23 protein-coding genes are annotated in these 22,407 nt (G+C 61.5%); 20 read left to right on the forward strand and 3 right to left on the reverse strand.

The genetic code is table 11. From position 1 onward, the window contains the following. Positions 1-37 precede the first annotated feature (37 nt). From K3557_RS05460 to K3557_RS05500, 9 genes are all read left to right on the forward strand, one after another. Positions 38-2,812, forward strand: coding sequence for a hypothetical protein (locus tag K3557_RS05460; protein WP_259998238.1), 2,775 nt, complete (start codon positions 38-40; stop codon positions 2,810-2,812). Next, positions 2,809-3,192, forward strand: a complete 384-nt coding sequence (locus K3557_RS05465; protein ID WP_259998240.1) for a hypothetical protein — start codon at positions 2,809-2,811, stop codon at positions 3,190-3,192. The genes K3557_RS05460 and K3557_RS05465 overlap by 4 nt, the downstream gene beginning before the upstream one ends. Before the next feature lie 22 nt (positions 3,193-3,214). Continuing rightward, the gene (locus K3557_RS05470; protein WP_259998242.1) at positions 3,215-4,450 is read left to right on the forward strand and encodes a hypothetical protein; all 1,236 of its coding nucleotides are present in this window, start codon (positions 3,215-3,217) and stop codon (positions 4,448-4,450) included. A 167-nt stretch (positions 4,451-4,617) separates the two neighbouring features. Next, a complete protein-coding gene (locus tag K3557_RS05475; protein ID WP_259998244.1) occupies positions 4,618-6,150 on the forward strand; it encodes an acyl-CoA carboxylase subunit beta in 1,533 nt (510 codons plus the stop codon). 81 nt (positions 6,151-6,231) lie between these two features. Then, on the forward strand, positions 6,232-6,861 hold the full coding sequence (locus tag K3557_RS05480) for a hypothetical protein (RefSeq protein WP_259998246.1): 630 nt from the start codon (positions 6,232-6,234) through the stop codon (positions 6,859-6,861). Positions 6,862-6,864: 3 nt separating this feature from the next. After that, on the forward strand, positions 6,865-7,305 hold the full coding sequence (locus K3557_RS05485; protein ID WP_259998248.1) for a hypothetical protein: 441 nt from the start codon (positions 6,865-6,867) through the stop codon (positions 7,303-7,305). Between the two features lie 113 nt (positions 7,306-7,418). Continuing rightward, positions 7,419-7,796 carry a DUF6497 family protein gene (locus tag K3557_RS05490; RefSeq protein ID WP_259991273.1) on the forward strand — a complete coding sequence of 126 codons (378 nt, stop codon included), beginning with the start codon at positions 7,419-7,421 and terminating at the stop codon, positions 7,794-7,796. Positions 7,797-8,010: 214 nt separating this feature from the next. Then, complete coding sequence (locus K3557_RS05495; protein WP_259998250.1) at positions 8,011-8,151, forward strand: hypothetical protein; 141 nt, start codon at positions 8,011-8,013, stop codon at positions 8,149-8,151. Positions 8,152-8,220: 69 nt separating this feature from the next. Further along, on the forward strand, positions 8,221-8,565 hold the full coding sequence (locus K3557_RS05500) for a hypothetical protein (protein WP_259998252.1): 345 nt from the start codon (positions 8,221-8,223) through the stop codon (positions 8,563-8,565). Between the two features lie 95 nt (positions 8,566-8,660). Here K3557_RS05500 and K3557_RS05505 read toward each other — a convergent pair whose 3' ends face one another. Beyond that, a complete protein-coding gene (locus tag K3557_RS05505) occupies positions 8,661-9,803 on the reverse strand; it encodes a DcaP family trimeric outer membrane transporter (RefSeq protein WP_259998259.1) in 1,143 nt (380 codons plus the stop codon). 677 nt (positions 9,804-10,480) lie between these two features. Between K3557_RS05505 and K3557_RS05510 the strand changes: the two genes are divergently transcribed. From K3557_RS05510 to K3557_RS05520, 3 genes are all read left to right on the forward strand, one after another. After that, positions 10,481-10,684, forward strand: a complete 204-nt coding sequence (locus K3557_RS05510) for a hypothetical protein (RefSeq protein WP_259998261.1) — start codon at positions 10,481-10,483, stop codon at positions 10,682-10,684. Between the two features lie 152 nt (positions 10,685-10,836). Next, positions 10,837-12,882 carry an acetyl/propionyl/methylcrotonyl-CoA carboxylase subunit alpha gene (locus K3557_RS05515; protein ID WP_259998263.1) on the forward strand — a complete coding sequence of 682 codons (2,046 nt, stop codon included), beginning with the start codon at positions 10,837-10,839 and terminating at the stop codon, positions 12,880-12,882. Positions 12,883-13,041: 159 nt separating this feature from the next. Then, positions 13,042-13,533, forward strand: a complete 492-nt coding sequence (locus K3557_RS05520; protein ID WP_259998265.1) for a hypothetical protein — start codon at positions 13,042-13,044, stop codon at positions 13,531-13,533. A gap of 22 nt (positions 13,534-13,555) precedes the next feature. On the opposite strand, the gene K3557_RS05525 is transcribed toward K3557_RS05520, so the two are convergent. Beyond that, on the reverse strand, positions 13,556-13,990 hold the full coding sequence (locus K3557_RS05525; protein WP_259998267.1) for a DUF4174 domain-containing protein: 435 nt from the start codon (positions 13,988-13,990) through the stop codon (positions 13,556-13,558). 174 nt (positions 13,991-14,164) lie between these two features. Here K3557_RS05525 and K3557_RS05530 point away from each other — a divergent pair, with 174 nt between their 5' ends. Next, positions 14,165-15,100 carry a hypothetical protein gene (locus K3557_RS05530; RefSeq protein ID WP_311198495.1) on the forward strand — a complete coding sequence of 312 codons (936 nt, stop codon included), beginning with the start codon at positions 14,165-14,167 and terminating at the stop codon, positions 15,098-15,100. Further along, positions 15,066-17,195, forward strand: a complete 2,130-nt coding sequence (scpA, locus tag K3557_RS05535; RefSeq protein WP_259998269.1) for a methylmalonyl-CoA mutase — start codon at positions 15,066-15,068, stop codon at positions 17,193-17,195. The genes K3557_RS05530 and scpA overlap by 35 nt, the downstream gene beginning before the upstream one ends. 168 nt (positions 17,196-17,363) lie before the next feature. Here the strand turns inward: scpA and K3557_RS05540 are convergent, their stop codons facing one another. Then, positions 17,364-18,011 carry an imm11 family protein gene (locus K3557_RS05540; protein ID WP_259998271.1) on the reverse strand — a complete coding sequence of 216 codons (648 nt, stop codon included), beginning with the start codon at positions 18,009-18,011 and terminating at the stop codon, positions 17,364-17,366. Between the two features lie 178 nt (positions 18,012-18,189). On the opposite strand from K3557_RS05540, the gene K3557_RS05545 reads away from it, so the two are divergent. The 6 genes from K3557_RS05545 (at position 18,190) to K3557_RS05570 (ending at position 22,406) form a co-directional block, all read left to right on the forward strand. Beyond that, positions 18,190-18,798 carry a VOC family protein gene (locus tag K3557_RS05545; protein WP_259998273.1) on the forward strand — a complete coding sequence of 203 codons (609 nt, stop codon included), beginning with the start codon at positions 18,190-18,192 and terminating at the stop codon, positions 18,796-18,798. Further along, complete coding sequence (locus K3557_RS05550) at positions 18,795-19,316, forward strand: GNAT family N-acetyltransferase (protein ID WP_259998275.1); 522 nt, start codon at positions 18,795-18,797, stop codon at positions 19,314-19,316. Before K3557_RS05545 ends, K3557_RS05550 begins: the two co-directional genes overlap by 4 nt. Positions 19,317-19,325: 9 nt before the next feature. Continuing rightward, on the forward strand, positions 19,326-20,024 hold the full coding sequence (locus K3557_RS05555) for a molecular chaperone DjiA (RefSeq protein ID WP_134830160.1): 699 nt from the start codon (positions 19,326-19,328) through the stop codon (positions 20,022-20,024). Continuing rightward, positions 20,005-21,015 (forward strand): endonuclease/exonuclease/phosphatase family protein, encoded by a 1,011-nt coding sequence (locus K3557_RS05560; protein ID WP_259998276.1) that lies wholly within the window; start codon positions 20,005-20,007, stop codon positions 21,013-21,015. The genes K3557_RS05555 and K3557_RS05560 overlap by 20 nt, the downstream gene beginning before the upstream one ends. Before the next feature lie 183 nt (positions 21,016-21,198). Beyond that, on the forward strand, positions 21,199-21,846 hold the full coding sequence (locus tag K3557_RS05565) for a glutathione S-transferase family protein (RefSeq protein WP_259991293.1): 648 nt from the start codon (positions 21,199-21,201) through the stop codon (positions 21,844-21,846). 179 nt (positions 21,847-22,025) lie between these two features. Next, the gene (locus K3557_RS05570; RefSeq protein ID WP_259991294.1) at positions 22,026-22,406 is read left to right on the forward strand and encodes a hypothetical protein; all 381 of its coding nucleotides are present in this window, start codon (positions 22,026-22,028) and stop codon (positions 22,404-22,406) included. Position 22,407 lies beyond the last annotated feature (1 nt).

The following is a 22,407-nucleotide window of genomic DNA, read 5'->3' on the forward strand; positions in this document are numbered from 1 at the left end:
CCAAGGCCCGTCCTTTTAAGTTCTGTTGAGGTGACCCATGGCCAATACCCCTGATCCGCTTGCCAACAATCCGGCCATCCGGCAATGGGCCGAACGGTTTTACAAGCTCAAGGCCTGGACCATGCCGGACTTTCCCGATCCGGTGGATGAGCAGGTGGACAACAGGCGTTCGGCGGCCCTGACGGAGCTGAACAAGATCACCATTCCTGCCGAACTCAGCTCAGGCGCGCGGCGCAGCCTGGCGGGCGGGCGCAAGGCGCTGAAAAAGGAAATCCTCAGCGCGGATGAGGCCGGCGCCTTTGACAAGATCGACAGCGATATTTCCGATCTGTCCAGCCAGATCGCCGCGCAGCTGGCAGTTGCCGCCGCGCGTGACAAGGCGCAGACCGCCCTGGCCGCGGCTGAGGATAAATTCGCCTCGGTGCGCAACAGTCTGGACCAGGGCGCCTTTACCTATGTGGAGGGGCTGATCAAGGCGGCGCACAAGACCATGGCCACCGCCGTGACCGACAAGGACTTTGAAGCGGTGGAGGCCGCGGCCAAGGATGCCTCGTCCAAGGCGGAAGACGCCAATACCTATGGTCTCTTCTTCGACAATTGGACCAGCGCCACGCTGGCGCTGATCAACCCGATGACAGGCGTTACCAAGGATACCGCCGAAGCCGCCCGCGGAACCCAGATGAAAGCCGCCGCCGTCCATTCCAAGGCCGGGGATTTCGGCGCCGCCAAGTTGGCGCTGGAGGCCTGGAAATCCAATCTGAGCGATGAGGGTGATCTGGCCGAAGGTCTCAGCTTTGCTGCGTTGATGGACGATTACATGGCAAACTCCCACAAGCGCTGCGAGCTTATCCTCGCCAGCGCTGTTCCTGACGCCAAGGATTTTCGCAATCACCTGAAAAACGCTAAGAAAAAGGGTTACAAGGAGCAAAAGTTCAATGAGGCCAAGGGGCTGCTGCAGGAGCTGATAGACTACAGTTCCAAGGACCGCGGCAAGCTCGCCCGCTATATGCGCGGCTTTGACGGCTCCCTCAGGGCGGATGAGGGGTTCCGCAACGCATTGGCGGCGGCGGATACCAAGCAGAAATTCAAGGGCAACAACGATCCCGCTGGCGCGCTGGCGGATCTGAAGGTCTGGGAAAAGGCCAACCGCGCGTTGATGCGCAAAAGCTATTCCAAACAGATCGTCAAGGTGCTGGAGGCGAAATACGACACTCTGAAAAAAGTTCTGGCTGAGCCGGAACTCAGCGATCTGACCACGACCTGGGACGCGCATAAACTTCTGGCGGATGCCGACAACTTCGACAAAAAAACCGGCGCGCCGCAATATCATGTCAAGCTGAACCATCTGTTCCAGCTGGAAAAGGTTGTGGATGACCGAAGCGAAATGGCCCGGATCCTGACGCAATTCCCCGAGGCGGCCAGCTATGATTTTCACAAACCGGTTGCAGACAATATCACGGCGCAGAAATACCCGGATGCTGTCAGCGCTGTGCCCGCGGCACTGGCGCTTTTGCGTGCAATGCCGGGCTATCTGACCGCCAAAAAGGCCGCCGAAGACCTGCTCGCGGTGCTGCCCGGCGATGCGGATGTTTTGAAGAGCACGCTGGATGACGCGATCAAGGCTGCGGAGCTCACTGCCCGCGGCGGTGATCCGGCCAAAGCCGCAGGTGATCTGCAGACTGTGCTGGACAACGCCGATTACATGGATCTGGTGCTTGCCATGGCGGATTACCGCGCCAAGCTGGCCAAGGTCGAAAAGGAACACGCCCGGACCAAGAAATACCTCAAGCTGCCAGCCGCCGAGAGCAAACTGGACGAAGCCTTGGAAGCGGCCAAGGACCGGGCCGGAACGGACAAGGAATACGGCGACGCCTTCCTGATGCTGGACACCCATGAAAAGCTGCTGAAGACGGTCAAACCGATGGCCACGGCCCGTTTTCAGGTGCAGGGCATTATCGCTGCACTGAAACGGGCAAGCGTGCCTTCAGACGAGCTGGACCCCTTAGAGGTCAAAGTTGCAGCGGCTGAGGATGAAGCCAAGAAGCCGGATTTCGATAAGGCCAAGACCGCCTTTGATAAGGTCCGCAATGAGCTTGAAAAACTCAGCACCGAGGCGGCGGAAGCCTATGAGATGTTGGACGGTGCCGGCAGCAACGCAGGCCATTCGCTGGACCGCCACGGCCCGGACGTCAGCGACGAGGATCTGATCACCCGGCTGAAAACCGGCAAGCCGCCCAATGCGCATGACGATGACGAACGTTCCTACACCGGCGCGTCTTCCAAGTTCCATAGCCCGCAGGACTGGCTGGCAGGCCGCGAGATTGCCGCCGGGGCTGCATTGGCCGCGGGTGTTGACATCACTGAAACCGAAATGACATTCAGCGGTGATCCGCTGACCGATCCTGATGAGAGCGCCGACTTCACCGTCGAACACGGCCGCCCCATCGACAAAGCCTATATCGGCCACAAGAAACAGGTGCGCTCCGATGACAACGGCGAGCCGATTTCCGATAAGACCTATGAAAGCTTCGAGGAGGTTGAGGGGCTGACCCGCGCCTATGTGAACTTCATCTGGGAGCCGGAACTGCTGCCGGCGGAAACCACAGACAATCCCGATCCTGCAACGGACTATCCCGAGGAAAAAGCGCAGGATAACGCTGACTATGTGGCGAAGTACACCACCCGGCATGGCGCCGCTCCGGCCAAAGTACCGGGCCGCTGGGTGATGATGCAGCAATACCCGGTCGCTGACGGCTGGGATAACGAGACCAAGACCTACACCAATGGCAATCCGGGGAACATGATCCCATGAAAATCCGCAAGGAACTGATCGCGGGCTACACGCGGCTTCTGACCATGGGGCGGGCAGTGAACGCGCCTGATCCGATGGCCGATCTGGCCCAGTTCGACGCCGACATCCGCAGCATGCACAAACGCGCCCATAAAGAGGGCAACCTCGATTGGCTGCGGCTGGCGCTGGACTCGCTGATCGCCAGCCCGGCTGGCCGCATCAGCCAATTTGCAGGCCAGCAGTACCCGTTTGACGACGCCGAGCTGCAGGCGCTGTTCCGCCGTGCCTACGGGATGATCTGGCCGGATCAGCCGCTGTCCGAGCCTGGCGACGAGGCCGATCTCGATTTTGTGGAAATGAGCGCTGAGGACTGGGGCGCCTTCACCGGCAACGCCAGCTAGGAACCAGCTTAGGAGACCTGCCATGCCTGATCAGGCTTTTGATGCGGACGCCGTCCTGAAACTTCTGAAAAAGGCTAAGGCCTCCGGCAAGGAACTGCCTTTTGCCTTTGGCCTTGCCGGTAAACCGGAAGACTGCGGGCTGATGATCGACCTGCGCAAACCCGGCAAGGTGCTGCGCGGCGACATGAAAAAGGCGCCGGGGATCAAGAAATCCTGTTTCGGCACCCTGCGGGTTGAGGAAAACGAGGTTCTTTTGCAGCCGGAGAAGCCGCTGAAGGGCATCGTCAAACAGCTGAAGAAAAAGTTCATGAAGGAGGGCATGGTCAAGTTTAAGCCGGTGCTTGTTGGCCCCGATGGCAGCATCATCGATGAGGACAGCCTGCCGGATGACGACGGCGAAGCTTCGGAAACCGGCCCCGAAACCCGCCCCGCCGAAGACAGCACCGCTGATGCAGGGGCTGCTACGGCGTTGAAAACCCGCATCGCAGCCGCGGCTGAGGCGGTCAAAGCGCTGGGCAAACCGGACTTGGCAGGCAAGCTTGCCCCGGAAATCAAAGCCAGCGTGAAACTGCTGGGGCAGGGCGATCACGACGCCTGCGCGGCCCGGCTCGACCGGCTTGAAGCAGCCCTTGCCAAACTGGGCGGCCAGCCCAAGCCTGCGCCCGCGGAACCAGCCCAATCCGAACAGGCCGCGAAGCTGGGCAAGCTGCTGACCGCACAGGCGGCCAAGCTCAAATCCCTGCCGCCGGAACAGGCCGCGCCCTTGGCAGAACAGGCCCGCGCCATCGCGGCCAATCTGAAATCAGGCGCGCTGACCGAGGCCGCCGACGGGCTCAAAGCTCTGATCAAAGCGATTGAGACACCGGCAGAGACGGGCCAGCCCGCGGCGGACCCAATGGAAATCTGGCAGGCCGCCAAGGAGGATGTGGACCGCGGCGTCTCCAGCCTGCAAGACGCGCTGAAATCCCAGAACCATCCAGTGCTGGCGCAAATCGCCGATGCCGGTCTAGCCGGTGTCACGGACGGCAACCAGACGGCGCTGATGAAGGCGCTGTTCGAGATGAAGTCGGCCACTGGCGACGCCCGCAAAAAAGCCGCACAGGCACTGCTGGCCCAGATCGCCGCCTATCTCAAGTTCCTTAAGGACGATCCGGTGATCGGCATGGTCGAAGACAATCCTTTCGGAGTCAAAGCCCCGGTTAAAACACCGCTGACAAACGCCCTGCGGCAAATGGCCGGGATCGCCAAAGCGGCCTGAGGCTGCCTTCCCGGCCCCGGACAGGGGCTGGAACCCGAATGCGAACTTTGCTGATTTACAGGTTTGCATCCTGCGTATGTAAACGATTTGCAAATTTGCGATAATGTCCTTTGGCTTCGCTGCCGCGCAATATATGGTCCCGGTGAAATCTACAGGGGACATGTGCCATGAAAGACATCCTTTCCGAGCTGGAAGACCGCCGCCAGGACGCACGGCTGGGCGGCGGCCAGCGCCGCATTGACGCGCAGCACGGCCGCGGCAAGCTGACGGCCCGCGAACGGATCGAACTGTTGCTGGACGAGGACAGCTTTGAAGAGTTCGACATGTTCATCAGCCACCGTTGCACCGATTTTGGCATGGAAGACAACAAACCGGCAGGCGACGGCGTGGTCACCGGCTGGGGCACCATCAATGGCCGCCAGGTCTATGTCTTCTCCCAGGATTTCACCGTCCTGGGCGGTTCGGTCTCGGCGACCCATGCCCAGAAGATCTGCAAAATCATGGACATGGCGATGCAGAACGGCGCGCCAGTGATCGGCATAAACGATTCCGGCGGTGCCCGCATCCAGGAAGGCGTTGACGCCCTTGCCGGCTACGCCGAGATCTTCCAGCGCAACATCATGGCCTCCGGCGTGATCCCGCAGATTTCCGTCATCATGGGGCCTTGTGCAGGCGGCGCGGTCTATTCCCCGGCGATGACCGATTTTATCTTCATGGTCAAAGACTCGTCCTACATGTTTGTGACCGGCCCGGATGTTGTGAAAACCGTGACCAACGAGGTGGTGACAGCCGAGGAGCTGGGTGGTGCCTCCACCCACACCAAGAAATCCTCGGTTGCTGACGGCGCCTTTGAAAACGACGTCGAAGCACTGGCCGAAGTCCGCCGCCTGGTTGATTTCCTGCCGCTCAACAACCGTGAAAAACCCCCGGTGCGCCCGTTCTTTGACGAACCGGGCCGGATTGAGACCAGCCTCGATACCCTGATCCCGGAAAATCCCAACAGCCCCTACGACATGAAGGAGCTGATCGCCAAGGTCGCGGACGAGGGCGATTTCTACGAGATCCAGGAAGATTTCGCCAAGAACATCATCACCGGCTTCATCCGCCTTGAGGGCCAGACCGTGGGCATCGTCGCCAACCAGCCGATGGTGCTGGCAGGCTGCCTCGACATCGACTCCAGCCGCAAGGCCGCGCGTTTCGTACGCTTTTGCGACTGTTTCGAGATCCCGATCCTGACCTTTGTCGACGTGCCGGGCTTCCTGCCGGGCACCTCCCAGGAATATGGCGGCGTCATCAAACACGGTGCCAAGCTGCTGTTTGCTTACGGCGAAGCCACCGTGCCCAAGGTCACCGTGATCACCCGCAAGGCCTACGGCGGCGCCTATGACGTGATGGCCTCCAAGCACCTGCGCGGCGATTTCAACTATGCATGGCCGACGGCGGAAATCGCGGTGATGGGCGCCAAGGGCGCGACCGAGATCATCCACCGCGCCGACCTCAAAGACGCGGATAAGATCGCGGCCCACGCCAAGGACTATGAGGACCGTTTCGCCAACCCCTTTGTGGCGGCAGAACGCGGCTTTATCGACGAGGTGATCATGCCCCAATCCACCCGCCGCCGCGTTTCCCGCGCGTTTGCTTCCTTGCGCGGCAAACGGCTGAAGAACCCGTGGAAAAAACACGACAACATTCCGCTGTAAAGGGCTGCGGAAGCCTATCAATACCTCCTCCCGCAGTGCCTTTCAGCTCTGCGGGGGGGCTCGCAAACTAGGAGCAGTGCATTGTTATCAATTAAAAAAATTATCTTCTCTTCGCTCATTGCAGCCACTTCATTCGTGGGTTTGGAGGCTGAGGCGATGTCGGGTAAGAGAATAAAGATTTCTAAAAATGACGTCTATTTGATGATGCTGTACAGCCGCCAGCAAGATGCGCCGTTTACTGGTGCAATTTTTTGCCCGGTGGCTAAAGGAAAGGTTCAAGACTGCAGAAAGAAAAGCGGCGGCTTCATTTTTGGGATGTACCGTTGGGATATCGGCACTTCCTGGTTTGCTCGGGACCGTAAAGCAGGCTTGCCTTATGCTTTGTTCGACAATGTGCGGTTTAAGGGGGAAGGGCAGTATGTCCTGACGTCGGGTACTTTTGGCGATGTCAAAATTATTCCAGAAGACATCACGTATTCCTTTAACTCCAAACCAGGAACCGTTTTTGTCATTCCTGAAACAGGGCAATCAGCTGGACAGGCAATCAAAACTGCTCAAACGCTCTTGAGGAGTGAGTATGGCGATGCCGTTGACCAACTGAAAATCCGTCTTATCGATGCTGTTAAGTATGATTGCGAAGGCTCAGGTCTCGACAAAATTTGCAAGCCTGGCGCAGCGGTTAGCCCTTCCGCGCTGCACAAGAACTGGTAATCCGTGACACGCACCCCCTGGCATATCACCCGCACGGACAACAGCCTGACGCTGTCGCGCCGTCTGCCTGCGCAGTTCGACGTGGCGGCGGAGACCGTGCTGACGTCGGGCGACCCGCTGCGGCTGGCGCATCAGATCCGTCAGGACATGTGGCGCAAGCTGCAAGGCATGCGGGGCTTCTCTCCGGTGGTGGAAATCACCGCCACAGGGCCGGGGTCGGGGCAGGGGCTGCGGGTCCGCGCGGGCGGGCAGGTGATGGGCCGGGTGCCCTCCAATGCCGCCGGGCTGATTGCCGACGTGCTGGAAAACCCCGGCAACCGGGCCCGCTGGCTGCGCCATGCGGTGCGGCGCCGGGACAAGACATGCCCGGAAACGGGCCCGAAAACGAATAATACGCCCGAAATTGCGGCAAAATTTGACAAGGGAAACGAATCAGTCTCATGATCCGCCTCAGCCAGATACCAACAGCGCGCGCTTTATGCGCTGCGCCAGCAGCCCCGGCCGGAGGAGCCTGGGAAACCGGGGGCCGGGGCTGCGGATATCTGGCTGTTATCTCTTTGGCATTGTCTGTCCTGTCCGCCTCTGCCGCGGAACCGGTTGCGGTTCCGTCGGGCCAGCCCGTGACCCTGGCCGAGGTGCTGCTGGACGAAGCACCCGGACAGGCGGGCGAAACCTGGGCCCGGTTCCGCTTCCTGGCGCCGGAAATCGCCCGGGAAACCGGTTCCGTCAGCTATGAGGCGGCGGCGCCCGACATGGACCATCTCTGCGAGACCTTGGCGGTGCCCTATCTGGCCGGTCACGGGCTGACCGCAGCCCGGGTGGTGATTTCGCTCTCGGACCGAATGGTGCCTTTTGGGGCGCAGGACCCAGCGGCCACCCAGTTTTTCGAGGCCTACCGCCCCGTGGCCGCAGGCTGCATGTGGGAGGCTTTCTGATGCATCCACAATATCTTGCGGGACAAACTTCAGATCGGCGGATTCTTGCGGCATTGCAGCCACAGCGCTGCCAATTGCCGCGATTCACATGTGACTCGGTTGCAAACCCCGCTATCCTTGGCGCGGGCAGCCCGCGGGCTGCCTTCACATTGAGGTTGAGGCAGGCGGCGGGCCAAGCCCCCGCAGGTTTCGCGTTTTTTATCAGGAGACAGAAATGTCCAAGAGCATCAAGCTTTTCGCCCTGGCAGGCCTGCTGGCCGCCGTCACTGCCTGCGCCCAGCAGGAAGAAGAATTTGTCGTGGTCGAGCCCGAGCCGATCTCGCAAGAGCCGGAATTCACCGGCAAGTACAAGTAACGACCACAAGGGTCCGGCCCTGCGGCCGGCCCTTACCCGCCCGCAGGGTGCCGGACAGGAGGCACCCAAATGCTGAAACACCGCGGGTTCCCGGGCCGTATGCCCGGCACCGATTTTCAATTCACCGTCCGCCGCCCCAATCCCAAAGGGGTCACGCCGCTGACCCGGCGCGAGCGTTTTGCCGACCGCAAGAACGTCGACCGGCGCGTCGATGCCACCTTTATGCGGGCTTTGTGGGAGCAGTTCGGCGACCAGCCGTTCGAGCGCGGCAATCTGGATGCCGGCCGTCTCAGCTGGCTGTTCGGCCGCGAGGTGGTCGCCGCTGAAGATCCGTTTGATCCGGCCAGCTACGAGGCGCTGCTGGTCATTAACGTGGCCGTGGCGCAGGCGTCTTTCCCGGACGCGTTTGACTGATGGCACCGTCCCGGACGCATATCACGCAACGGGCACCGCGGATCTCTCCGCGATGCCTGCCGCTGCGTCCGGGGCGCCGCCCGTCCGCTGTTTCGTCAGAAGTTCAGCTGAACCGCCAGCTGCACCCGGTCGCCGTCAAACGTATTGCCGGAGATCGTGTCGTTGCGCTCGCCAAAGATGTATTCAGCGCTGAAGGTCAGATTGTCGGTGGGGCTGTAGAAGGCATTCACGTGAATGGTCTCCAGCTCGGTGAAGGACAGCGTGCCGGTCGAGGTCGGCAGGTCGTAATCCTCGCGTCCGTAGGCGATACCGACATTCCATTGGTCGGTGATGTCCTGGCGAAATTCGACGGTATAACCCTTCACATCGTTGGCCTGGCCGCCGACCACCGCATCCCCGAGGCCGATCAGCAACGGCCCCAGGGCCTCGCCGTCAACATAGGTGGCCTGGAACAACCCGCCGTCCCAGGGCGTGATGGAGCCGGACACGGTAACACCGGTCTGATCAACGTCAACGCCGCCGCTTTGGATGGTGCCGGCAAGGCCGGCAATCCGCGCGGTGAACAGATCATTGCTGTACTGGAACGCTGCCGTGGCGACCGGATCGCTGGAGGCGGCGGTGTTTTCCTCCAGCGACAGGCTGTAGTCGAAACCGTCGCCAAAGCTGTTGCTGTAGCGGACCTGCGGCACCCGGGCAAAGGCGATGCCGACCGGGCCGTTGAATTCCACACTGGCGGGGTATTGCCCCAGCGGCATGAAGTTGGTCCAGGTCTGGCCGATCAGCCAGTGATCGCCGATCTGCACATTGGCGTGGCGCAGCCGCAGCTCGGAGGTGCCGCCCGAGGCGAACAGGTCGAACTCGAGCTGGCCCTGAATGGTGCCGATGCCGGTCTCGGTGGTGGTGCGGATGCCCAGCCGCGACTGGCGCACGGTGGCGCCGAAGTCGCCGTCGGTGGCATTCACCGGCTCGCCGATATTGTTGACAAAGGCCGTGTCGCCCTGGACGAAGTCGAAATCATAAAAGAAATCGGCCTTGACGTAGCCGTAGATGTCGACCGCGGTATTGCCCAGGCGGAAGTCGCCGGGCGCGCCGGTCACCTGCTGGCTTTCCGCTTCCAGCACCTCGACCCGGTTGCGCAGCTCTTGCAGCTCGGACTGCGTATCCGCGTAGGCCAGGCCAGCGCTGCCGGCAAGTGCAGCAGCAGCCAGGGCGAAGCGCCCTCTATGCACTTTGGTCATGGGGTTATCCCTCCTCCTTATGTGTCGTGCAGCCAGACTCCCACGTGCGCAAACAGGGGGGAAATGACTTCAAAGAGAGCCGCCGTGAGGATTTGCGCCAGAAAAAGTGCGGAATTTTCACGGTCTGTTCACGCTGCAGTGTTTGCGCAGGCCAAGGTGCTGACGGGGCTGCAAATCCCGGCGCCGGTCCGGCGCTGCCGTTCACAGCGCTTTGAGGGCTGCCAGTACGGCCGGCCAGCACAGTGTCAGGGTTGTAACGGCGATGTGACAGGGCTGACGCGGCCCTGCGCCACTGCCCGGCCGGCGGTGCGTAATTTCGGCGTGAAATCGCACAGCCGCCGCGCCGGTCAGCAGGAATCTGCCCAAATCCGCACCCTTGCATTTCAGGGGCTTACAGCAGCGCCGGGGCTGTGCATCGTGGGTCAAGCAGCGCAGCCACGCTGCTGTGCCGAGCATCTGTTCCGGCCCCTTCGCCTGAACGGGCAGGTACGCGCCCCCATCCGCGTCCTGCCCGTCTTTTCTCCCCTTCAGGCACCGGCGGAAGCTTGCCGTATACTCCCCCCCATGCGGCAAGCCTCCGCCCAACTGAAGGGCGGGTTCCGCACAGCGTTGCGCGCGGCTGTCCAGCCTGCAAATTCCGCAGGGACACTGACGTCCCCGGAAGAAGGAAACTGGACATGCGGGCAAGAACTTTCATCGCGGCCCTGTCGCTCTGCGGCTTTGCGGCGGCCTGCGGCGACACCACTGGCGAACGTATCGTATATGGTGCCGGCGCAGGCGCCGCAGGTGCTGCGCTGCTGGACGGCAGCCTGGTCACCGGCGCAGCCGTCGGCGTGGCCGCAAACCTGGTCTATTGCCAGCAAAATCCCCGCAAGTGCTAAGGCCGCTACCGCTGCCGCTGCACTGCTGAACATCCGGCCCGCTGCGGCCGGTGCAAAAATCGCGCAAACGCCGTGCCTGGGTCTGCCCCGGGCGCGGCGTTTTGCATTCCGGAATGCCAAGGACCAAGGGCCAGAATACAAAGGGACCACCTATGTTTGACAAGATCCTGATCGCCAACCGGGGCGAGATCGCCTGCCGGGTGATCAAAACCGCGCGGAAAATGGGCATCAAAACCGTTGCCATCTACTCTGACGCCGACAAGCAGGCCCTGCATGTGCAAATGGCCGACGAGGCTGTCCACATCGGCCCGCCGCCCGCCAACCAGTCTTATATCGTCATCGACAAGGTGATGGAGGCAGTCCGCGCAACCGGCGCCCAGGCGGTGCATCCGGGCTATGGCTTCCTGTCGGAAAACTCCAAATTCGCCGAGGCCCTGGCCGCCGAAGGCGTCGCCTTTGTCGGCCCGCCGGTGGGCGCGATTGAAAGCATGGGCGACAAGATCACCTCAAAGAAAATCGCCCAGGAAGCCGGTGTTTCCACCGTGCCCGGCTACATGGGGCTGATTGCCGACGCGGATGAGGCGGTGAAGATCTCGAACGAGGTCGGCTACCCGGTGATGATCAAGGCCTCCGCCGGCGGCGGCGGCAAGGGCATGCGCATCGCCTGGAACGACGACGAGGCCCGCGAAGGCTTCCAGTCCTCCAAGAACGAGGCCGCAAATTCTTTTGGCGATGACCGCATCTTCATCGAGAAATTCGTCACCCAGCCGCGCCACATCGAAATCCAGGTGCTCTGCGACACCTACGGCAACGGCATCTACCTGGGCGAGCGTGAATGCTCGATCCAGCGCCGCAACCAGAAAGTCGTGGAGGAGGCCCCGTCGCCCTTCCTGGACGAAGAAACCCGCAAAGCCATGGGCGAGCAGGCCGTGGCGCTGGCCAAGGCCGTCGGCTATGCCTCAGCCGGCACTGTGGAATTCATTGTTGATGGTGACAAGAACTTCTACTTCCTGGAAATGAACACCCGCCTGCAGGTGGAACACCCGGTGACCGAGCTGATCACCGGCGTTGATCTGGTCGAACAGATGATCCGCGTCGCAGACGGCGGTGAGCTGCCGCTGCGCCAGGAAGACGTGAAACTTACCGGCTGGGCGATTGAAAACCGTCTTTATGCCGAAGATCCCTATCGCGGCTTCCTGCCCTCCATCGGCCGCCTGTCGCGCTACCGGCCGCCGGCCGAGACTGCCGCAGGCCCGATGCTGATCAATGGCAAGTGGCAGGGGGATGCGCCCGCGGGCGAGGCTGCCGTGCGCAATGACACCGGCGTCTATGAGGGCGGCGAGATCTCGATGTATTACGACCCGATGATCGCCAAGCTCTGCACCTGGGCGCCCACCCGGGCCGAGGCGATCGACGCCATGCGCATTGCCCTCGACAGCTTCGAGGTGGAGGGCATCGGCCACAACCTGCCGTTCCTGTCAGCTGTCATGGATCACCCGATCTTCATCGACGGCACCATGACCACCGCCTTTATCGAGGAACAGTATCCCGAAGGTTTTGAGGGCGTTGAGCTGCCCGAAGCCGACCTGCGCAAGATCGCCGCCTCCTGTGCGGCGATGCACCGGGTTGCCGAAATCCGCCGCACCCGGGTGTCGGGCCGGATGGACAACCATGAACGCAAGGTCGGCACCGATTGGACTGTCACCCTGCAGGGCCAGTCCTATGACGTGGTGATTGACGCCGATCGCGACGGTGCCACTGTCAAGTTCGCCGATGGCACCGCATTGCGCGTGTCCTCGGACTGGACGCCGGGCGACCAGCTGGCCACACTGGATGTGGACGGCGAGATCCTGGTGCTGAAGACCGGCAAGGTCACCCAGGGTTTCCGCATCCGCTCCCGCGGGGCGGATCTCAAGGTCCATGTGCGCACCCCGCGCCAGGCGGAACTGGCGCAGCTGATGCCGGAAAAACTGCCGCCCGACACTTCCAAGATGCTGCTTTGCCCGATGCCCGGCCTTATTGTGAAGGTCGACGTCGAAGCGGGGCAGGAAGTCCAGGAGGGCCAGGCCCTTTGCACCGTCGAGGCGATGAAGATGGAAAACATCCTGCGCGCCGAGCGTAAGGGCGTGGTCTCCAAGATCAACGCATCCGCGGGCGACAGCCTGGCGGTTGATGATGTGATCATGGAATTCGAATAATGCACCACGGGGCAGGCATAAGCGCGGGCGGGCAGGCGGTTTTTTCCGCCGGCACCCGCATGCCTGCCCCGGACCGCACGGTTGCGTGCACCGAATCTTCAGGAATTTCTGCAATCCTGCCCGGGTTGAACTTCCTCAAGGTGCCCTATGTCCCGCTTAATGACCGGTTTGCTTTCGGGCATTCTCCTGCTGACGGGCTGCACGCTCGACAAGGAAGAGGAGGTGCGCGTGCTGCTGTCCGAATGGACGGAACTTGGCGAAACCTTCTTTTTCCAATCCTCGTCCACCTGCACCGCTGCGGTGTTCCACACAACGGAACAGCCGCGGATCACTTCGCTGCTGGGCAGGGCGCGATCCGTCAACACCGGCATGAAAATGCTGGCAGACGGCAAGCCGGTTGTGTTCCGGGTGGCCGGAAAATCCCCCAATGCGGTGACCGAGGCGATCATGTCGCGGGATCTGCCGCAAGGTATCGGGATCCTGAACTCGGGCCTGGCCGGGGTCAATTGCATGAACGAGACTGTGAAAGGCGTCTACTACCGCGCTATTCTCAATCCGCAGTCCAACCTTGTCTTTGTGCCGGACAGCTATGCCATGGTTGTGCTCGACAAACAGGCGATGGCGCTGATTTACGTCCGCGGCAACAGCTGACAGCAGGCGCGGCCCGGTCCGCTCAGCTGCCGCGCCGCTCTTCCACTTCGCGCAGCCGCTCGGGGAATTTGTCGATGGTGCGGGACAATTCGCGCGCTGTCCAAGGGTGCGGTTTGCGCAGCTTCACGCCGCCGTCCTTGCCGACCAGAACCAGCATGAACCCGCGCGGACGCAGCTTTTTGCGCAGCGCCGATTTTGCTGCCGGGTCGGTGTCAACCAGCACCACCACATCCCGGGTTTTCAGAACCTCGGCGCCTTGCATCAGCCGCTCCATCTGCTCGTGGAAGCGCGGGTCGTCGGGGCTGTCGGCAAACACCACCACAGGGCGCTGCTTCCACTGGAAATCCTCCAGTTCCACATCATACCCGGGCTGTATCCAATCAGGCGCACTGCCACCTGCAGCCAGGGCCGCAAGCGGAATAAAACCTGCCAAAACAACGGTTAGGATTGCTCTCATGATCTCTCCTGTCCCGTTGAATATATGCGCCGCGGCGGCAAATGCGACCGGGAAATCCGCAACTTGGCCAAAAAACATCATCGTTAACGGGATACTGAGGGGTTGCCGGCCATGATTGTGCCATTCCCCTTGACCGGGCTGCGGCCTGCGGCCCTCCAGAAGAGGTCCCGAAGCATGATGAAAGTGATCCTTCATACCGGTGCGCACCGCTGCGCAACTACGTCGTTTCAGGAATACATGCGCCAGAACGCCGATGGGCTTGCCAAACAGCGCATTGGGTTCTGGGGGCCGTTCCGCACCAGGGGCGGGCTGTTCCACGGTATCCAGCCCGGGCCTGCACGGGTGACTGGCCGCGACCTCGCCCAGCGTGCCCGCGGGCGGCTGCAGATCCAGATTGCCGGCTGCCGTGATCAGGGCATCCATCAGTTGCTGGTGAGCGAAGAAAACATGATCGGCTCCATCCGCGGCAACCTGCGGCTTGGCGATCTTTATAACGGAGTGGGGGAACGGATGGCGCGGTTCTCCCAGGCCTTCGGCAATGCCGTGACAGACGTGGCCCTCAGCATCCGCAGCCTGGACGGCTACTGGACCTCGGCACTGGCCTATGCGGTTGCCCGCGGCCACCGGGTGCCGTCGCCTGCGCAGCTTGACCGCTTGGTGCAGGCGCCGCGCAGCTGGCGCGATGTGATCACCGATATTGCCTGCGCGGTGCCAGATGTGCGCCTGCATGTGCTGCCGTTTGAAACCTTCGGCACCCGGCCCGAGGCACAGCTGACGGCCCTCACCGGGGCCGAGGCGCTGCGCACCCACGCAAGGGTGCGGCTCAACGCCTCGCTGTGCCTGCAGGACTTGCGCGCCAGCGTGCCGTCCACTGCGGCGGCCAAACTGCCAGGGGGCTCAGGCCGCTGGCGCCCCTTTGACGACGCGCAGACCGCACGCCTGCGCGAGGCGTATGCCGACGACATGATGTGGCTGGCTGCCGGTGCCGATGGCATCGCCGCACTGGCCCATGATCCCGATAAACTGGCGGCGGGCACGAACCCGCCCCGTATCGCACTGACAAGAGGAAGACCTGATGACAAACAAAGACGAATGGCAGGCTCTGGCTGAGAAAGAGCTGCGCGGACGGGCGGTTGACGACCTCAATTGGCAGACGCTGGAAGGCATCGAGGTCAAGCCGCTTTATACCGAAGACGACACCAAGGACCTGCCCCACATGGGCACGCTGCCCGGCGTCGGCCCGTTCACTCGCGGCGTCAAGGCCACCATGTATGCCGGCCGGCCCTGGACCATCCGCCAGTATGCAGGCTTCTCCACCGCCGAGGAAAGCAACGCCTTCTACCGCCGCAACCTGGCCGCGGGCCAGCAGGGTGTCTCGGTCGCCTTCGACCTCGCCACCCACCGCGGCTATGACAGCGACCACCCGCGCGTGGTCGGCGACGTCGGCAAGGCCGGCGTGGCGATTGACAGCGTCGAGGACATGAAAATCCTGTTCGACGGCATCCCGCTCGACAAGGTCTCGGTCTCGATGACCATGAACGGCGCGGTGATCCCGGTTCTGGCGTCTTTCATCGTTGCCGGCGAAGAGCAGGGCCACGATAAATCGGTCCTCGCAGGCACCATTCAGAACGACATTTTGAAGGAGTTCATGGTCCGCAACACCTATATTTATCCGCCCAAACCCTCGATGCGGATCATCTCGGACATTATTGAGTACACCTCGAACGAGATGCCCAAGTTCAACTCCATCTCGATCTCCGGCTACCACATGCAGGAGGCCGGCGCGAACCTGGTGCAGGAGCTGGCATATACCATCGCGGACGGGCGCGAATACGTGCGCGCAGCGCTGGATGCCGGTATGGACGTGGACAAATTCGCAGGGCGTCTCTCGTTCTTCTTTGCCATCGGCATGAACTTCTTCATGGAAATCGCCAAGCTGCGCGCCGCCCGTACCCTGTGGCACCGGGTGATGACCGAGTTCGGCGCCAAGTCCGAACGCTCCAAGATGCTGCGCACCCATTGCCAGACCTCCGGCGTCTCCTTGCAGGAGCAGGACCCCTACAACAACGTGATCCGCACCGCCTATGAGGCGATGAGCGCAGTCCTCGGCGGCACGCAAAGCTTGCACACCAACGCGCTGGATGAAGCCATCGCGCTGCCCACCGATTTCTCGGCCCGCATCGCCCGCAACACCCAGCTGGTGCTGCAGGAGGAAACCGGTGTGACCAATGTCGTCGATCCGCTGGCCGGCTCTTACTATGTCGAAAGCCTCACCAACGACCTGATCGAACAGGCCTGGGCCTTGATCGAAGAGGTTGAGGAAATGGGCGGTATGACCAAGGCGGTTGAGAGCGGCATGCCCAAGCTGCGCATCGAGGAAAGCGCCGCCCGCCGCCAGGCGATGATCGACCGCGGCGACGAGGTGGTGGTCGGCGTCAACAAGTACCGCAAGGAAAAAGAAGACCCGATCGACATCCTGGATGTGGACAATGTGGCTGTCCGCGAGTCTCAGATCGCCCGTTTGCAGAAAATGCGGGCTGACCGCGACGAGACCGCTTGCCAGGCCGCGCTGGATGAACTCACCCGCCGTGCCCAGGCGGGCAGCGGCAATCTTTTGGAAGCCGCAGTTGAAGCCGCCCGCGCGCGGGCCTCAGTCGGAGAAATCTCCATGGCGATGGAAAAGGAATTCGGCCGCCACCGTGCGGAAGTGAAGACTTTGGCGGGCGTCTATGGTGCCGCATACGAAGGCGATGAAGGCTTTGCGGCGATCCAGAAATCGATCGAGGATTTCGCCGAAGAAGAGGGCCGCCGCCCGCGTCTTCTGGTGGTCAAGATGGGCCAGGACGGCCACGACCGCGGCGCCAAGGTGATTGCGACGGCGTTCGCCGACATCGGTTTCGACGTTGACGTCGGCCCGCTGTTTCAGACCCCCGCCGAGGCCGCGCAGGACGCCATCGACAATGACGTCCACGTGATCGGCATCTCCAGCCAGGCGGCAGGCCACAAGACATTGGCTCCGCAGCTTGTTGAGGCGCTGAAGGCGGAAGGCGCGGGCGACATCCTGGTCATCTGCGGCGGCGTGATCCCGCAGCAGGACTACGAGTTCCTGTACTCCAAAGGCGTCAAGGCAATCTTCGGCCCCGGCACCAACATCCCGGAAGCCGCCCAGGACATCCTGCGCCTGATCCGCGAGGCGCGCAGCTGAACACAGCAGGGGGGCTGCCTGTCCCGCTGCCATTGGGCTTGAACCAATGGCGCTGCAAAAGAGCAGGGGGGCTTCCAGCCCCCCTGACCCCCCGGGGGTATTTCGGACCAGAAAGAAGAAGCGGACGGCTGGACCATTTCCGTTTGGGGTTAGAGTTTTAGTGCTTCCTTAGACCAAGTTCGCTTCACGAAACTCATATGTGCCGGGTGTCACGTTTTCGATGGCTTCGCGGAAAACGTCATCGCAGAACCATTCAGAAGTTTCTGCATCGCGCATAAGGTGGCGACCGGAAAATTGGTCTTTCCGAACAAATATTTTTTCGCTTAGGCTCGGCGGTAGAAATCTTATGTTGCCAATTTTTGGGTTTTTGACAGGCCTTGTTTTCGTGAGGCGGGGGTCCAGAAGTGCAGCAGCATTGAATACATTAGCAACGAAGTAAGGAACCGGAACCTCTTTGTTGTCGTGTAAGGACCAGAAGTTTCGAATTGGTATGATCTCGCAATTACCATCTGCAAAGTGCTGAAACACCTCACAAACGCCTAGGCGAGCAAAAGGAGCACCGGTGAAGTGAGCACTCTTGAGGGTCCTAAACGTATCGGGCAGGTTGTCATTGCGCGCGAAACTCAAAGCCCAATGCGCATCAATCTCATTCCTGATCTCCGCAGGTAGCTGGCCCAAGGGAGCCCTGTCTGCATCGGTACAGTACCAGAAATCCTTGCCCATACCCGACCCAGGCAGGCGACGTTCCTTGGTTTCCGACCAGTCTACTCCGGCTGAAATCGCATTCAAACTGGTGTCTAAATGATAGACTGTCATTAGAATTCTCTCTCAAAAGAAACGGGGTGCTAACGCCGTTAAACAGCAGTGATGCAGGTTTACCCTAATCCTAGTGCCTGCCCAATTAGAAGCTTCCCCTATTCCGTCCGCAGGCATTTCCCGCCTTGCGCCCCGCAGCAGCGCCGCTAGTCTCAGCCCACAAACCGGGGAGGCGCGAATGATACTCGATCACCTGGCCGTGGCAGGCAAAACGCTGGCAGAGGCGGTCGCCTATACCGAAGACGCCCTTGGCATCGCCCTCGGCCCCGGCGGCCAGCATGCCCGCTATGGCACCCATAACCGGCTGATCGGGCTGGAGGATGGGCTGTACCTTGAAGCCATCGCCATCGACCCGGACGCCCAGCCGCCGGAGCAGCCGCGCTGGTTCGATCTGGACCGTTTCGAAGGCCCGGCAAGGCTGAACAACTGGATTCTGCGCAGCGAAAACCTTGAGATAGAGAAGCCCCTGCTGCCGCCCCATGCGCAGCGCCACGTGCAGATGCAGCGCGGGGATCTCAGCTGGCTGATGACGGTGCCTTCCGACGGGCTACTGCCCTATGACAACCTCTTTCCCGCGGTCCTGCAGTGGCAGGCAGAGCCGCCCGCCGCCAGGCTGCCGCAATCGCGCTGCCGTTTGGCCCGCCTGATCCTCAGCCACCCGCAGGCCAAAGACCTGCAAGCCGCACTGGACCGGATCCTCGCCGATCCGCGCGTCGCAGTGGAGCAGGGTAAGCCCGCGATGATGGCGGAGTTCGAAACCCCGCATGGGCCAAGGGTGCTGCGATGAAAATCCGCTCTGCCCGCCCTGATGATGCCGAAGCCGTCTGCTCCATTGCCAACTGGGTGATCCGCGACACGCTGGCCACCTTCAACACCATTGAAAAAACGCCTGAAGACGTCCGGGAACTGATCATGGCCGGCAACGGCGCTTATCTTGTGGCGGAACAGGGCGGCAGGATCCTCGGCCACGCGCATTATTTCCCGTTCCGCCCCGGTCTCGGCTATCGATTTACGGCAGAGCACACCATTCATCTGCTGCCCGAAGCACAGGGGCAGGGCGCGGGCCGCAAGCTGATACGGGCGCTGGAGGCCAAGGCGGAACAGGCGGGCATTCATGTGCTGATCGCCAGTGTCAGCAGTGCCAATCCCGCAGCAATCGCCTTCCATGCTGCTATGGGCTATGTGGAAACAGCAAGGATGCCGGAACTGGGCTGCAAGAGCGGGCGCTGGCTCGACACTGTTTTCATGCAGAAAATCCTGACGCCCGGTATTCCCGCCCCTGACAACCCGCGCAAAGACGCATAGGCTGGCACCATGTCACTTTGGACCCGCATATCCGACGCGCTGGCCGCACTTGCCGCTGGCGAAAGCCTGTCGGAAGTCTTTGACCGCTTGCGCGCGCCGCCCGAACGCACCGTGGCCTTTGCCATTGCCGTCATCGCCCTTGGCGCCAAGATGGCCAAGGCCGACGGGCAGGTCACCCGCGACGAAGTGGCCGCCTTCCGCGAGGTGTTCCAGATCGCCCGCGATGATGAAACCGGCGCCGCCCGCGTCTTTGACATGGCGCGCACCGATGTGGCCGGCTACCAGGAATACGCCCGCCGCATCCACAGCATGTTTGCCGATGACCCCACCACGCTGTGCGACCTGATGGAGGGGCTGTTCCATATCGCCATGGCCGATGGCTTCTATCACCCCGGCGAGAATGAATTCCTCGAAGAAGTAAGCCGCATTTTCGGCCAGACCCCACAGCAGTTCCAGGCGCTGCGCGCGCGGTTTGTGCCGGATGCGCCCAAGGATCCCTATACCGTGCTGGGTGTCAGCCCGGATATGGCCATGGACGAGATCCGCAAGCATTGGCGCAAGCTGGTGCGCGACACCCACCCGGATGCGATGATCGCCCGCGGCGTGCCCGAAGAGGCCGTGCGGCTGGCGGAGAAGCGGATGATCGACATCAACCGCGCCTGGGATGAAATCAACGGATGCTGCGGCAATGCGGCTGGCAACCTATAATATCGAATGGTTCGCCAACCTGTTTGATGCAGAGGATAATCTGCTGCTCGACGGCGAACGCTCCTCCCGCCATGGAGTCGACCGGTACACCCAAGGCCACGCCATCGCCCAGGTGCTGCGCCGCATCGATGCCGATGCGGTGATGGTGGTGGAGGCGCCCAATACCGGCCGCAGCCAGCGCACCACCCGCGCGTTGGAGCGCTTTGCGGCTGAAGCCGGCCTCAGAGCGCGCGAGGCCGTCAGCGGCTTTCCCAATGACACCCAGCAGGAAATTGCATTGCTGTTTGATCCGGATGTTCTGGACGCCCGCCACGATGCTCGCGCCTCGGCGGATGCGCCGCGGTTTGACGGGGTGTTCGGCATTGACCTGGACGTTGACGCCCAGGCCGATCAGGTGCGGTTTTCCAAACCGCCGCTGGAGCTGGCGGTGACCACCAAAGGCGGCCCGGACAAAAAATGGGTGGAGCTGCGGATGATCGGCGCGCATCTGAAATCCAAGGCGCCGCATGGTGCCCGGACCAAGAACGAGGTTACCACCGTCTCCATCGCCAACCGGCGCAAGCAGCTGGCACAGGCGATCTGGCTGCACCGGCGGGTGGCGGAACATGCCGCGGCGGGGGAGCATGTGGTGGTTCTGGGGGATCTGAACGACGGCCCCGGCCTGGATGAATTTGAGAAATTGTTCGGCCAGTCCTCGGTTGAGATCGTCATGGGCAGCCTGCTGAACGACCCCCACGCGCAAAGCCTTTTGCGTCCGCGCACCACCGTGCTGCCCAGCACCTCGCGGTTCTACAATCCTGAAACCAAACGCTATTTCTGCGCGCTGTTGGATTATGTGATGATCTCGCACAGCCTGATGGGGCTGCAGCCCAAGTGGCGCATCTGGCACCCGTTCGAGGACGCGGAATGCTATGGTGATGCGGAATTGCGCCAGGCGCTGCTGAATGCCTCGGATCATTTCCCGGTGACGCTGGATATCGCGCTGGCGTGAACGGTCTGGTTTCATCCCGGGCCTGCACTTGCCGTCCAGCGCCCGAAGGGGTGCAGTTCTGGACTTTCCGGACAGGCGGTCAGCCGCCGCCGTCTAAGCCCTTCACATTGCCCCTTTTATAAATCCAAGGGGCGGCGCAAGGTGTGTGCAGAACATCCAACGTCTAAGCTGCCGGATCGGTCTATGAAGCTCATCACCGCAGAATACTGCCCGTTCAGTTTGCGCTGCGTGCTCGCGCTTCGGGAAAAGCGGCAGAAGTTCGAATTGCTGACGGTCAACTTGGCGGAAAAGACGCAATTCGGCGCGCTCCTTTCACCTTATGGCCGGGTGCCGGTTCTCGAACATAATGGCAATTCGATCTATGAGAGCAGCGTGATCAATGAATATTTGGAGGAGGTTTTTCCCGAACCTGCGCTACTGCCCGGGGATCCTTATAACCGTGCTGCCGCTCGTTTTTGGATCGATTTTTGCAACACGCGGTTCATGCCCGCTTATTTCAATCTGCTGAAATCAGTTCCCGGAAAAACGCGGGATGCGCTGCGTGCGGAATTGCTGGAACATTTGGCTTTCATCGAAGATCAGGGCCTTTCGCAACGGGCCGCGGATCAGCCGTTCTGGCTAAGCGGCCGTGCCGGGCTTGTCGACTTTTCGTTTTATCCTTTCTTTGAGCGCTTCGCCGACGTGGAAGTGTTTCGCAATGTCGAAATTCCGCACCGTCTCGAGAATTTGCAGAAGTGGCTGAAAACGATGCGCGGCCTGCCGTCGGTTCAATCCATCATGCGTTCAAGGGCACACTACATTGCGTATTTCCGAACGTTCTACGCTGATTGAGGTTTCGCTTTTGGCAGGTTCCAGTTTTGTTGCAAGGCCTGCAGTTCATTGACCGGGGCAATCGGCATTCATGCCAGACGGCTGCAAATCAGCCATCACCGCGGGCATGCACCCGCCCGGCGCGGTTCCGTATCAGGGCACCCCTGTTACCCCCGGCGAGACCTCCCTATATTGGCACTATGAAACAGATCCTTTTGCCAGCTGCCCTCGTTGCCCTGATGTCCGTTCCGCTTGCCGCCCAGGAAGCCGGGGAGGAGGGCGGTGCCCCCTCTCTGATGGAACGCGGGGCGGAACTGTTCTGGGAGGGGCTGCGCGAGGAAATGGCGCCGGCGCTGGAAGACCTGCAGGGCATGATGGAGGACATCGGCCCCTCGATGGGGGCTTTCCTTGCCGAGATGGGACCTGCGCTGGCCGAAATCGCCAAGGAGGTGGAGGATTGGAGCGCCTATGAGCTGCCCGAGATCCTGCCCAATGGCGACATTATCATCCGTAAAAAGCCCAAAGACAACGCGCCCGCCGAAAAAGACAAGGGCGAGGAGGAAGGCGTTACCGAAATCTGAC

Origin of the sequence: Leisingera sp. M523 (assembly GCF_025141335.1) — a bacterium.
Taxonomy (GTDB): domain Bacteria; phylum Pseudomonadota; class Alphaproteobacteria; order Rhodobacterales; family Rhodobacteraceae; genus Leisingera.

Bases quoted from the DNA above. Each gene is read 5' to 3' on its own strand.
- K3557_RS05460 (WP_259998238.1), top strand. From the start codon at position 38: ATGGCCAATACCCCTGATCCGCTTGCCAACAATCCGGCCATCCGGCAA.
- K3557_RS05465 (WP_259998240.1), top strand. From the start codon at position 2,809: ATGAAAATCCGCAAGGAACTGATCGCGGGCTACACGCGGCTTCTGACC.
- K3557_RS05470 (WP_259998242.1), top strand. From the start codon at position 3,215: ATGCCTGATCAGGCTTTTGATGCGGACGCCGTCCTGAAACTTCTGAAA.
- K3557_RS05475 (WP_259998244.1), top strand. From the start codon at position 4,618: ATGAAAGACATCCTTTCCGAGCTGGAAGACCGCCGCCAGGACGCACGG.
- K3557_RS05495 (WP_259998250.1), top strand. From the start codon at position 8,011: ATGTCCAAGAGCATCAAGCTTTTCGCCCTGGCAGGCCTGCTGGCCGCC.
- K3557_RS05500 (WP_259998252.1), top strand. From the start codon at position 8,221: ATGCTGAAACACCGCGGGTTCCCGGGCCGTATGCCCGGCACCGATTTT.
- K3557_RS05505 (WP_259998259.1), bottom strand. From the start codon at position 9,803: ATGACCAAAGTGCATAGAGGGCGCTTCGCCCTGGCTGCTGCTGCACTT.
- K3557_RS05510 (WP_259998261.1), top strand. From the start codon at position 10,481: ATGCGGGCAAGAACTTTCATCGCGGCCCTGTCGCTCTGCGGCTTTGCG.
- K3557_RS05515 (WP_259998263.1), top strand. From the start codon at position 10,837: ATGTTTGACAAGATCCTGATCGCCAACCGGGGCGAGATCGCCTGCCGG.
- K3557_RS05520 (WP_259998265.1), top strand. From the start codon at position 13,042: ATGACCGGTTTGCTTTCGGGCATTCTCCTGCTGACGGGCTGCACGCTC.
- K3557_RS05525 (WP_259998267.1), bottom strand. From the start codon at position 13,990: ATGAGAGCAATCCTAACCGTTGTTTTGGCAGGTTTTATTCCGCTTGCG.
- K3557_RS05530 (WP_311198495.1), top strand. From the start codon at position 14,165: ATGATGAAAGTGATCCTTCATACCGGTGCGCACCGCTGCGCAACTACG.
- scpA (WP_259998269.1), top strand. From the start codon at position 15,066: ATGACAAACAAAGACGAATGGCAGGCTCTGGCTGAGAAAGAGCTGCGC.
- K3557_RS05540 (WP_259998271.1), bottom strand. From the start codon at position 18,011: ATGACAGTCTATCATTTAGACACCAGTTTGAATGCGATTTCAGCCGGA.
- K3557_RS05545 (WP_259998273.1), top strand. From the start codon at position 18,190: ATGATACTCGATCACCTGGCCGTGGCAGGCAAAACGCTGGCAGAGGCG.
- K3557_RS05550 (WP_259998275.1), top strand. From the start codon at position 18,795: ATGAAAATCCGCTCTGCCCGCCCTGATGATGCCGAAGCCGTCTGCTCC.
- K3557_RS05555 (WP_134830160.1), top strand. From the start codon at position 19,326: ATGTCACTTTGGACCCGCATATCCGACGCGCTGGCCGCACTTGCCGCT.
- K3557_RS05560 (WP_259998276.1), top strand. From the start codon at position 20,005: ATGCGGCTGGCAACCTATAATATCGAATGGTTCGCCAACCTGTTTGAT.
- K3557_RS05565 (WP_259991293.1), top strand. From the start codon at position 21,199: ATGAAGCTCATCACCGCAGAATACTGCCCGTTCAGTTTGCGCTGCGTG.
- K3557_RS05570 (WP_259991294.1), top strand. From the start codon at position 22,026: ATGAAACAGATCCTTTTGCCAGCTGCCCTCGTTGCCCTGATGTCCGTT.